The following is a 1,683-nucleotide window of genomic DNA, read 5'->3' as shown; positions in this document are numbered from 1 at the left end:
TACAACCTGATGCGCTATTACGAGCCTGAGGCTGGTCGGTTTGTGAATCAGGATCCGATTGGGTTGCTGGGTGGGGAGAATCTTTATTGGTTTGCTCCGAATACAAACATTTGGACTGATACCTTAGGTTTAAGAGCTGGGCTTTTCAAGGCCATTCACAAACTAATATCTAAAGTTTTTTCTAAATCTAAGTGTAGTAAATGTAAAGTTGATCCTAAAGACGTCAACGAATTAAAATCTAAAGGAGTAAAATTTAGTCCTGATGATTTGATTGCTACCGGAAGAGATGCCTCAGGAAAAGTAGTCTTTCTAGAGAAGGGAAATGCTAAGGCAGGGTTAGAGCATATTCTCCAAAGACATGGGGATGATTTTGCTCGTATAGGGGTATCTAGGGAACAAGTACCATCTGTCGTAATGGATGCAGTAACAAAAGGAAAAATTGTTGGTCATCAAGGAAAAGATATGGGAAGGCCTATTTATGAAGTAATGGTAAACGGGCAGAAAAGCCGTATCGCGGTTACTACTGGAAGTAACGGGTTTATTGTCGGTGCAAATCCGGCAGGTAGAGTAATAAGATAGGACGATAAAATGAAAAAAATTAAATTAATGCCTGACTATGATTGTTTCCCTATATGGGGTATGGATGATGATAATTTTGGAAATATAGATCCATATTCTTTACCAATATCTAAGTCTCTTGCTGAAGAATTGTTGGGGTGGGCAAATAAATATGATAAAACCTTAAATATAGATGAACCTCTAAACTCTGGATTTGAAAATATAGAGAAAGAAAATATTTTTAAATACGAAGGTGAAAAATTATTGAAAAAACTCAAGTTGGAGTTAGGAGATCAATACACAGTTATATATCCAAGAATATGATTATTTGATATGTAATATCAGCCGACTCGGCGGCAATATCCTGTAAGAGAAAAATTCAGATGCCACCAAGCAAGCCGTAGTCTGTATGAATTTTCAAATACACAGGTATAGTACGGCGAATATACCGCTTGAGGTCGTCTGAAAAAGGATGAGCGGGTTTATAAGAACGCACATCCCAAGAGGGCTTTATAAAAAAATTAGGTTTAAAATTGGAGAAAGTAAAATGAAAAAGTTACTGATTGGAATGATTGGAACTATTTTACTTTCGACAGGAGCTTTAAAAATGTCACAACCACTTAAAAAAATACTCAATATAATGATTTGACTGTTAGATACTATTTAGGGATGACTTTTCCTAAGTATAACCATCCTGCAAAATTGTATGATGAAATCAATTTAGATAAGGTAGACAATATCCGAAAAAGCAAAGAGACTATATCTTATTATATTGGGTTTTATAAAGATGGAAAATTAATTAAATTTGAGAAATATATTAATGCTAATAAAGTAATGGATTTTGCTTATGAATATGATGAGAGGGGAAAGCTAATAAAAATTTATAAAAATAATATTGAGGTAAGAAAGCCGTAGCCTACATTAAATTTCCAATCCCGACTTAAGGGCGTGCGCAGTACACACATTTTTCAGACGACTTCAAACCTTCATCAAGATCGTTTGAAAGATTTGTTCTTTGACAATCTCATTAGCAATTAACATAAAGGTCGTCTGAAAAATAACTTTCAGACGACCTTTATTAAATCGCTTCCCCCTGTACCGGCGAAACCACCCGTTTCGCTTACA

At 35.1% G+C, this 1,683-nt stretch carries 3 protein-coding genes; all 3 read left to right on the top strand.

What is annotated here, in order from left to right; translation table 11 throughout:
• Window positions 1-579: RHS repeat-associated core domain-containing protein (locus HMPREF2572_RS15115; RefSeq protein WP_083294219.1), on the top strand; the 579-nt coding region annotated here is incomplete at its 5' end.
• Window positions 580-588: 9 nt separating this feature from the next.
• Complete coding sequence (locus tag HMPREF2572_RS09590; protein WP_070498065.1) at window positions 589-882, top strand: hypothetical protein; 294 nt, start codon at window positions 589-591, stop codon at window positions 880-882.
• Between the two features lie 345 nt (window positions 883-1,227).
• Window positions 1,228-1,473, top strand: a complete 246-nt coding sequence (locus HMPREF2572_RS09585) for a hypothetical protein (protein WP_210385305.1) — start codon at window positions 1,228-1,230, stop codon at window positions 1,471-1,473.
• The last annotated feature ends 210 nt before the right edge of the window (window positions 1,474-1,683 follow it).

This window comes from Neisseria sp. HMSC064E01, assembly GCF_001808875.1.
Lineage (GTDB): Bacteria > Pseudomonadota > Gammaproteobacteria > Burkholderiales > Neisseriaceae > Neisseria > Neisseria sicca_A.
Note: the sequence above shows the minus strand (reverse complement) of the source record. Positions and strands in the feature narration are given on the sequence as shown.

Coding starts and splice junctions, on each gene's coding strand:
- HMPREF2572_RS09585 (WP_210385305.1), top strand. CDS start 1,228: ATGACTTTTCCTAAGTATAACCATCCTGCAAAATTGTATGATGAAATC.
- HMPREF2572_RS09590 (WP_070498065.1), top strand. CDS start 589: ATGAAAAAAATTAAATTAATGCCTGACTATGATTGTTTCCCTATATGG.